Genomic DNA, 8,387 nt, shown 5'->3' with positions numbered 1-8,387 from the left:
TTGCCGCCGGGGATGTCACCGTCGTTGGAGGCGACGGCGCGGTTCACCTCGCAGGCGCCGATCCATTGGGCCAACGCCACGCACGCCTGTACCTGCGAGGTCGACGTGGAAACGGGTCAGGTCAAGCTGTTGCGCTACATCGTCAGCGAAGACGTCGGCCCGATGATCAACCCGAATGTCGTCGAGGGCCAAATCGCCGGCGGCACAGTGCAAGGCATCGGCGGAGCGCTGCTGGAAAACATGGTCTACGACGACGACGGCAACCCGCTGGCCACCACGTTCGTCGACTACCTGCTGCCGACGGCCACCGAAGTGCCGCCGATCGAATTCGGCCATGTCGAGATCCCCGGGCCGGGAGTCGGCGGCTACAAGGGGGTCGGCGAGGGCGGTGCCATCGGATCGGCGCCTGCGGTGATCAACGCGATCAACGACGCCCTTGCCCCGCTGGGGGTAACGCTCACCCGGCTACCAGCCAGCCCGGCGGCGATCGTCGACCTGATCGAAGAAGCCACTACGTAAGGACTGCCAAAAGTGGAGTTTAACAACGAATTTCGTGTCGCGGTCCCGGTAGCCAAGACGTGGGAGGTGCTCACCGACGTCGAGCGGGTTGCCCCGTGTCTGCCCGGCGCCACGCTGTTGTCGGTCGACGGCGACCAGTTCACCGGTGCGGTGAAGGTGAAGGTCGGGCCGATCACGGTGTCGTACCAAGGCGTGGCGTCATTCCAGGAGAAGGACGCCGCCGCCCAGCGGGTGGTGCTCAAGGCCAGCGGCAAGGAAACCCGCGGCAGCGGCACCGCCAGCGCGCTAGTGACTGCTCAGCTCAAAGACGAGGGCGAGGCCACCAGGGTCCTGATCACCACCGACCTGACCATCTCCGGCAAAGCCGCCCAGTTCGGCCGCGGCGTGCTGGCCGACGTCGCCACCAACCTGATTGGGCAGTTCGCCAAGCGCCTCGAAGCCAACCTGCTGGGCGACAGCACTAAAGCCGAAAGTGCTGCTGCCGCAGCCATCTCCGCGCCTGCCGAGCAAGGTGATTCCGTCGATCTGTTGAAGGTGGTCGCGGTTCCGTTGACCAAGCGTGCTGCGCCGGTGATCGCCGGCATCGCCGCCGGGACAGCGATCGGCTACTTGCTGGGGCGCCGGAATCGCCGGGCACCGGCCGCGCTGCTCGCCGACGACCTGCGAGACGCCCTGGCACGGCTGCTGTCATGAAAGCAGCCCCCTTCACGTACCACCGCGCCGAATCGGTCAAAGAGGCGGTGGACTTGCTCGACGAGTACGGCGACGACGCGAAGATTCTGGCCGGCGGGCAAAGCCTGGTGCCGATGCTGGTCATGCGCCTGACTTACTTCGAGAACCTGATCGACATCTCCCGCGTCGACGAGTTAGTGGGCATCGACCGCTGCGCCGACGAGGTGCGGATCAGCGCGGCGACGCCGCACGTGTTCGTCGGGATGGACGACGAAGTGGCAGAGGCGGTTCCGCTGCTCACTCGGGCCACCCCGCTGATCGGGCACTTCCAGATCCGCAGCAGAGGAACGCTGGGCGGTGCGATCGCGCACGCGGATCCGGCGGCCGAGTACGGCGCGGTCGCGCTCGCGCTCGGCGCGCGGATGGAGGCGGTGTCGTCCTCGGGCACACGAGAAATCGAGGCTGATGACTTTTTCACCGGGCTGTGGGAAAACTCGCTCGAAGGCGGCGAAATGCTCACCGCCGTAAGGTTTCCTGTGTGGGGCGGGCGGTCCGGATTTGCCATCGAGGAGCTCGCGCGCCGGCACGGCGACTTCGCGATAGCGGGCGCCGCCGTGGCCGTCCAGCTCGACGACGAGGACCGGGTCAGCCGCTGCGGCATCGGGCTTTTGGGCCTCGGCTCGACTCCACGGCACGCGTCGACCGCCGAAGAGGCGGTACTGGGCCGGCGGGTCGACGACCTCACCGCGGCCGACATCGGTCAGCTTGCCGTGAGCGGGCTGCATGACATTCCAGCCGACCTGCAGGGCTCGGCTCGCTACCGCGCCAAGGTCGGCGCCACGATGGTTGCGCGGGCCTGGACGTCGGCCATCGCGGAGGCGAAGGAGCACGCCCGCAATGAATGAATTGACGATCCGGCTGTCGATCAACGGGCGCAGCGTCGACGCGGTGGTCGAGCCGCGGGTGACGCTGGCCGACTTTCTGCGGGAAAACTGCGGGCTGACCGGCACTCATCTGGGTTGCGAACACGGCGCATGCGGAGCCTGCACGGTGTTATTGGATGGGCAGGCGGTGCGGTCGTGCCTGATCTTCGCGGTCCAGGTCGACGGCCAGGAGGTCACCACGGTCGAGGGCGTCGCAGGTCCAGACGGCGACCTGTCGCCGGTGCAGGCGGCATTGCGAGAATGCCACGGCCTACAATGCGGTTTCTGCACACCGGGTTTCGTCACGTCGATCACTGCACTGCTGCGCGATAACCCGAACCCCACTGATGACGAGATACGCGAAGGGTTGTCCGGCAACTTCTGCCGGTGCACCGGGTACCAGGGCATCGTCAACGCCGTGCAACGGGCCGCCGAGATGATGTCGGGGGCAGCCGCGGCGGATTAGACCCTGCGGCGCGGCTGCTGCGATCAGTTGGGCCGTCCGGGGATCTGGCCGACCGCCCGCGGTTGTCCGAGCCTCGGCGTAGCCTGCCGCCATGAGCACCGGACTGCACACCGCCGTCGATGAAATCGCCGACGGCATCTATCGGCTTTCCACCTGGGTTCCGGGCATCACCGAACACGGGTTCACGTTCAACCAGTTTCTGCTGACCGGCGAGCAGCCTTTCCTGTTCCACTGCGGGATGAGGCAGCTTTTTCCGCTGGTGTCGGCGGCCATCAGCAAGATAATCCCGCTGGAGCGGCTGCGGTGGATCTCGTTCGCCCACGTCGAGGCCGACGAATGCGGCGCGGTCAACCTGCTGCTGGCGGCCGCGCCCAACGCGGAAGTGATCCACGGGCCGCTGGCCTGCATGCTCTCGCTGACCGACATGTGCGACCGGCCGCCGGTCGTCGCGCAAGAAGACGCGGCGCACGACACCGGCGGGCACCGGCTACGGTTCATCGCCACACCGCACGTGCCGCACAACTGGGAAAGCGGACTGTGGTTCGACGAAACGACCTCCACCCTGCTGGCCGGCGATCTGCTCACCCATACCGGCCAATGCCCCGCGCTTACCGAATCCGATTGCGTCGCAGCAGCTTTGGACGCTGAAGCGGCTTTCCGTGCGACCGCGCTGACCACCAACCTGGGCCCGACGCTCGAGCAGCTTGCCCAGCTGCAGCCCACCACACTGGCGCTCATGCACGGTGCCTCCTTCACCGGTGACGGCGCCGCGCAACTGCGCGGCCTCGCACAGGGGTATGCGGCGATGGCCGGTTGACCGCGCCCGGGCGCGTCACTGCAGTCACTTCCGTCACATCGTGCGTAGGCTGAACGGAGCAGTGCAGGTAGGGGAGCACGGGTGCGGAGATCGCAAACACAACATCTTGTCTTGGCCGCGGCCTGGCTGATGGCTGGCGTGCTGGTGGTTGCCGGATGCAGTTCGACAGTCGGCGGCAGACCCACCGCATCGCCCGGGGCGGGAGCTACCGAGCCGTCCTACCCCAGACCCAGCCGGGCGCCGGCACCGAAGACCCCGCGGCAACCGGCACCGTCGTCGTCGCCAGCTCCGGCCGGTGCGATCCCGCTGCCACCTGACGAGAACGGCTATGTGTTCATCGAGACCAAATCCGGTAAGACGCGGTGCCAGATCGATGCCGAGAGTGTCGGGTGCGAGGCGCCGTTCACCAACTCCCCCATGACCGAAGGCGAGCATGCCAACGGCGTCAACGTCACCGCCAGCGGCGCGGTCCAGTGGGTGCTGGGCAACATCGGCGCGATCCCCGCCGTCACCATCGACTACCGCACCTACACGGCGCAGGGCTGGACGATCGCAGCGACCCTCGACGGAACGCGGTTCACCAACGACCGCACCGGCCACGGCATGTTCGTCAGCATCGAGAACGTCGAAACGTTCTAAGCTGTCCGTACTCTGAGCTCGTGGACTTTCGGGTATTCGTCGAACCCCAGCAAGGCGCCAGCTACGCCGACCAGCTTGCCGTCGCCCAAGCCGCCGAAGCCTTGGGTTACTCGGGATTCTTCCGGTCCGATCACTATGTGGCGATGAGCGGCGACGGGCTGCCCGGGCCCACCGATTCCTGGGTGACGCTGGGCGCGCTCGGCCGAGAAACGTCATCGATCCGGCTCGGCACACTGGTCACCTCGGCGACGTTCCGTCATCCCGGACCGCTGGCCGTGTCGGTCGCCCAAGTCGACGCAATGAGCGACGGCCGGGTGGAGCTCGGCATGGGCACCGGCTGGTTCGAGCGCGAACACCAGGCCTACGGGATCCCGTTCCCGCCGCCCGGCGAGCGATTCGCCCGGCTGACCGAACAACTGGAGATCATTACCGGCCTGTGGTCCACGCCGGTCGGCGAGACCTTCGATTACGCCGGCACCCATTACGCACTAGGTGACTGCCCCGCACTGCCCAAGCCGGTGCAGCGCCCGCATCCGCCGATCATCATCGGCGGGTTGGGCGCCAAGCGCACGCCGGCGTTGGCCGCAACATTTGCCGACGAGTTCAACGTGCCGTTCGCGACGCTGGATGCCGTGCAGACCCAATACCAACGGGTCGCCGACGCAGTCGAATCCGTGGGCCGCTCCACCGATTCGATGACCTATTCGGCTGCTTTCGTGCTGTGCGCCGGGCGTGACGACGCCGAGCTCACCCGTCGGGCGGCCGCCATCGGCCGCGACGTCGACGAGATGCGGTCCAACTCCCCCGCGGTGGGCAGCCCGGGGCAGATCGTCGACCGCCTCGGCCACTTCGCCTCCGCCGGCGTGCAACGGGTTTACCTGCAACTGCTGGATCTTGCTGACCTCGATCACCTGGAGTTGTTCGCCGCCAAGGTGATGCGACAGCTTTGAATTGCGTGGCTGCGTGAGACCGCAGCGTTTACTCGGCGTCAGTACGATCGGTTCCGTGGCACGCAGCGTTGGCCCGGACGATCCCAGCAACCGGCCTACCGAGCTGGCGCAGTACGGCGCGGGCGGACCAATGCGGCCCGGGTCGGATCCGTATGGGTCCCCCGAGCAGGCGGACAACACCGACCAATTCGAAGCACTCGAAGCTGAATCCGCGCCCACCCCCTGGTATCGCCAGCGTGCGGTGCTCGTCGGCTGGGGCGTGTTGGTCTTGCTGCTGATCGCGCTGATCGTCTACGGCCTCGTCGAGCTGGCAACTGGTGGTGGCGGCGGTGGCGCTCCCTCCACCACGTCGACCACGACGACTACCACCACCACCACCACCACGACAACGCCCACGACGACCACCACAACCACCGAATCGAGCAGCACGGAAGCACCTGCACCTGCGCCGCCTGGTGCCGCCATCCCGCCGCCGCAGCAGGCGCCGCCCCCGGCGCAGCAGCCTCCGCATCGGCCACACGTCCCCAACCTGCCGCCGCTCCCGTCGGTGATCACGATCCCGCAAGTGCCGACGGTGATTACGCTCCCGCCGCACCTCGGGCACTGACCAGGGACAGGCAAACCGCCGCCGTAGCGTCCCGCGTGGCAGCGGTGTTTATGCAGTGCTCACCGCTACTATCAGCGACCGTGACGGGCTATGGACCGCCGGGAAATCGCGACGACGAGCCGACCAGATACGGCGGCTACGGCCAAAGCGGTGATGAGCCGACCAGATACGCCGGCAACTACAGCGAAAGCGATCCCACTCAATACGCGCCCAGCTACGGCCAAGGTGAACCGACCCGATACGCCGCCGATTACAACCAAGGCGGGGGCACGCCGGCCTACTCCGAATACGGTGACAACCAACAAGAGCCGGAAGAAGAGCCGGTCCCGTGGTATCGCAAGCCATGGGCTTTGATCGCCCTGGGTGTGCTCATCGCGATCCTGATCGCACTGATCATCTACGGCATCATCACACTGGCGAGCCAGGGCCACAGCAAGCCCTCGACCCCGACGTCGTCGACAACCTCCGCCACCACTACGACTACGACGACGGCAGCGCCGACGACCACCGCCGCACCCGTCGTGCCCCCGACCACCGCGCCAACCACCACCGCCCCGACGACGACCGACACGACCACGACTACCACCACCACAACCACGCCGACGACGACGACCACCACAACCACGACGACCACCACGACAACGACGACGACCACCACCACGAGCAACGCGCCACCGGGTGCGTTCAGCCCGCCGTCGCAAATCACGCTGCCCTTGCCCACCGTCATTAACTTGCCCCCGGGCGTCTGACCTCGGCCGCGCCACTGGTGTTTTCGGCGCAGTAGTTCGATACCATCGCTGTTTGTGGGGGGCAGCGAACCACCAGATCACGCACGCCGCCGCTCCAACGACGATTCGCAATTCGGCCAGCAAACCGCGGATCAGGACGACCAGTCTTCGGCGTGGTATCTCGAGGCGTGGGTGCTGGCCATTTGGGGCTTAATGGTCGTGATTTTGATCGCGGTCATCGTTTACGGACTTCACGTGCTGGCCAGTAGCGGCGGCGGGGGAACGCCGTCGACTACTAGTCCGAAGCGCACCACGTCGTCGACGACGATGACTACGACCACCACCACGCCCGTCACCGTCACCACGACGACCGCCGTGCCGGTGCCGCCCGTCGCACCATCCACGGCCACGTCGGCGCCGCCCGTAGCACCCGCGCCAACGACCACGCATCGCCATCACTGGTGGAACGACTACCCTCCCCCAAGCATCCACGTCCCAGGCGTTAACCCCTAAGGCGTATCTTCGTAGCCAGCTTGGTGTTTCAAGCTAGCGTCTAACAGCAGGCGCTTGCCGCCGTGACGATCGGCTAGCCGTCGTCGCAAGCCGGAATGTACGGCGACTTCATCAGCAGAAATCCCGCCTGCTTTGCTCCGCATGGTGATTAGGCAACACCGGATACGGGGACTCGGTGTCGGGGGTTCATCACTGCTGCGCTGGAACAGTCGAATGGAGGAAATGGCCGCCGAAAATCGAATGATCGACCCAGGGATGCAAGGCCCGAGCGACTCGCTCGGGTTGTCAATTGGGATGGCCAATCTGGTGGCGGCCCGAGTAGGTAGCCCGCCCGTGTCTCGACGGTCGGTATTAACGCTGTTCGGGCATCGGCCACCGGAGGTCGGCACGCCCGACGAGAACCCGCGCCTGACGGAGCCCGGCCTGGTGCTGCAGGGGTTCATCGAACGGGTCGGCGACCCCGCTCCGTTTGTGGCAGCCGACGGGTCGACGCACCGCAGCGATGTGCTCGCAGTGGAGGCGCTCGACGCGGTAGCACGCAACGTCAATTACGGGGCCCCGGTCGCCGTCGCGGTTCCCGCGCATTGGCCCGAAGCGTCCGTCGTCGCGCTGCGGGAGGCGCTACGTGGCAAGCCTTCTCTGGCACCCCACGGTGTGCCGCCGGCGCTGATCTCCGATGCCACCGCTGCGCTCGCGGCGCTGTATGCCAAACCGGGATTTCCGACCGACGGCATGGTTGCGCTGTGCAACTTCGGCGCCAGCGGCACCAGCGTCACCCTTACTGACGCAGCGTCGAATTTCCGCCAAATCGGCGAAACCGTGCGCTACACCGACTTTTCCGGTGATCAAGTCGACCAGGCGATTCTGCGACATCTGCAGGTCCACAACGGCTCTGCCGACAACGACGACGGCGCAAGAACCGCGCCTGTCGGGTCGCTGGCTCGACGGCTAGACCAATGCCGACGGGCCAAGGAGCAACTGTCCGCCGCGACTGTCGCCGTCGTCCCGGCCGAGATGCCGGGTGTGGGCCAGGATATCCGGCTGTCTCGCGCAGAGCTCGAAGAGATGATCTCCGAACCGTTAGACCGATTCGTAGCCACCGTCGAAGAGATATTGCAGCGCAACGAGATTCCGACGGCCAAACTGGCCGCAATCGCGACGGTCGGCGGCGGCGCCTGCATGCCGCTGATCACCCAACGTCTGTCGGATCGGCTGCGAGTGCCCGTCGTAACGACACCGACACCGATGCTCAGCGCAGCCATCGGTGCCGCGTTGCTCGCGCAGCAGCGCTTCTCGGCGAGCAGATCGCCGGCTATGGGCGTCGGTGGGACTGCACCGCTCGCCGCCGATGCCACCGTCAGCGTCCCAGCCGGTGCCGGCGCGGAAACCGAACGGGCCGATGCGGGTGTGCGGCCAGCTTTCGATCCAGGGGCCCCACCCGGTTTCGATGCGCCCATCCCCACCGACATGGCCCCATCGGCGTGGGCGGCCAACGCCGCGTTGGCCGCAGCGGACGAGTCGTCGGTCGATGGTGCCGAATCGGCCACATACCG

At 66.7% G+C, this 8,387-nt stretch carries 11 protein-coding genes; 10 read left to right on the top strand and 1 reads right to left on the bottom strand.

All coding sequences use genetic code 11. The features are described from left to right. From VFA16_RS01710 to VFA16_RS01670, 9 genes are all read left to right on the top strand, one after another. Positions 1-519: molybdopterin cofactor-binding domain-containing protein (locus tag VFA16_RS01710; RefSeq protein ID WP_324966153.1), on the top strand; the 519-nt coding region annotated here is incomplete at its 5' end. A 12-nt stretch (positions 520-531) separates the two neighbouring features. After that, positions 532-1,212: an SRPBCC family protein gene (locus tag VFA16_RS01705; RefSeq protein WP_324966152.1), complete on the top strand. Its 681-nt coding sequence runs from the start codon at positions 532-534 to the stop codon at positions 1,210-1,212. Continuing rightward, positions 1,209-2,096, top strand: a complete 888-nt coding sequence (locus VFA16_RS01700; protein ID WP_324966151.1) for a xanthine dehydrogenase family protein subunit M — start codon at positions 1,209-1,211, stop codon at positions 2,094-2,096. The genes VFA16_RS01705 and VFA16_RS01700 overlap by 4 nt, the downstream gene beginning before the upstream one ends. Next, the gene (locus VFA16_RS01695; protein WP_324966150.1) at positions 2,089-2,580 is read left to right on the top strand and encodes a (2Fe-2S)-binding protein; all 492 of its coding nucleotides are present in this window, start codon (positions 2,089-2,091) and stop codon (positions 2,578-2,580) included. The genes VFA16_RS01700 and VFA16_RS01695 overlap by 8 nt, the downstream gene beginning before the upstream one ends. A 103-nt stretch (positions 2,581-2,683) precedes the next feature. Next, positions 2,684-3,397, top strand: coding sequence for an MBL fold metallo-hydrolase (locus tag VFA16_RS01690; RefSeq protein ID WP_324966155.1), 714 nt, complete (start codon positions 2,684-2,686; stop codon positions 3,395-3,397). Between the two features lie 129 nt (positions 3,398-3,526). Beyond that, positions 3,527-4,036: a hypothetical protein gene (locus tag VFA16_RS01685; RefSeq protein ID WP_324966154.1), complete on the top strand. Its 510-nt coding sequence runs from the start codon at positions 3,527-3,529 to the stop codon at positions 4,034-4,036. A gap of 20 nt (positions 4,037-4,056) precedes the next feature. Further along, positions 4,057-4,986 (top strand): LLM class F420-dependent oxidoreductase, encoded by a 930-nt coding sequence (locus VFA16_RS01680; protein WP_324966149.1) that lies wholly within the window; start codon positions 4,057-4,059, stop codon positions 4,984-4,986. Positions 4,987-5,041: 55 nt separating this feature from the next. Then, on the top strand, positions 5,042-5,593 hold the full coding sequence (locus tag VFA16_RS01675) for a hypothetical protein (RefSeq protein ID WP_324966148.1): 552 nt from the start codon (positions 5,042-5,044) through the stop codon (positions 5,591-5,593). 80 nt (positions 5,594-5,673) lie between these two features. After that, positions 5,674-6,342 (top strand): oligopeptide transporter substrate-binding protein, encoded by a 669-nt coding sequence (locus VFA16_RS01670; RefSeq protein WP_324966147.1) that lies wholly within the window; start codon positions 5,674-5,676, stop codon positions 6,340-6,342. 230 nt (positions 6,343-6,572) lie between these two features. Here the strand turns inward: VFA16_RS01670 and VFA16_RS01665 are convergent, their stop codons facing one another. Continuing rightward, positions 6,573-6,767 (bottom strand): hypothetical protein, encoded by a 195-nt coding sequence (locus VFA16_RS01665; protein ID WP_324966146.1) that lies wholly within the window; start codon positions 6,765-6,767, stop codon positions 6,573-6,575. 400 nt (positions 6,768-7,167) lie between these two features. Here VFA16_RS01665 and VFA16_RS01660 point away from each other — a divergent pair. Further along, on the top strand, positions 7,168-8,387 hold a 1,220-nt coding region (locus VFA16_RS01660), incomplete at its 3' end, for an Hsp70 family protein (RefSeq protein ID WP_324966145.1).

Source organism: Mycobacterium sp., from assembly GCF_035653355.1.
Taxonomy (GTDB): domain Bacteria; phylum Actinomycetota; class Actinomycetes; order Mycobacteriales; family Mycobacteriaceae; genus Mycobacterium.
This window is presented reverse-complemented; position numbering and strand designations above follow the sequence as displayed.

Excerpts from the sequence above, each read along its gene's own strand:
- VFA16_RS01700 (WP_324966151.1), top strand. The coding sequence starts at position 1,209 with ATGAAAGCAGCCCCCTTCACGTACCACCGCGCCGAATCGGTCAAAGAG.
- VFA16_RS01695 (WP_324966150.1), top strand. The coding sequence starts at position 2,089 with ATGAATGAATTGACGATCCGGCTGTCGATCAACGGGCGCAGCGTCGAC.
- VFA16_RS01685 (WP_324966154.1), top strand. The coding sequence starts at position 3,527 with ATGGCTGGCGTGCTGGTGGTTGCCGGATGCAGTTCGACAGTCGGCGGC.